We start from the raw sequence: 236 nt of genomic DNA on the forward strand, positions 1-236 counted from the left end.
GCCTTGCTGGAGGGCGCGCTCAGCGCGGTGGCGCTGTTCTCCGGCCCGTCCGCGCTCGGCAAAGGCTGGCTGGCGCTGTACGCGCTGGCCTCGCTGGCGTTCGGCGCGCTGGCGCTGGTACGGCCGCTGGCGATTGCCGATGCGCTCATCCTGCTGCTCGGGCTGTGGCTGGTCGTCGGCGGCGTGCTGCGCGTGTTCTGGTCGGTCGCATTGCGCAAGGCCATCGACCACGAGTG

General features: G+C 72.0%; 1 protein-coding gene. It reads left to right on the forward strand.

Annotated elements, in window-relative coordinates:
• Positions 1 to 236, forward strand: a 236-nt coding sequence (locus tag HKX41_13535; GenBank protein ID NNC25155.1) for an HdeD family acid-resistance protein, incomplete at both ends; no start/stop codon positions are given.

The organism is Salifodinibacter halophilus, from assembly GCA_012999515.1.
Taxonomy (GTDB): Bacteria; Pseudomonadota; Gammaproteobacteria; order Nevskiales; family Salinisphaeraceae; genus Salifodinibacter; species Salifodinibacter halophilus.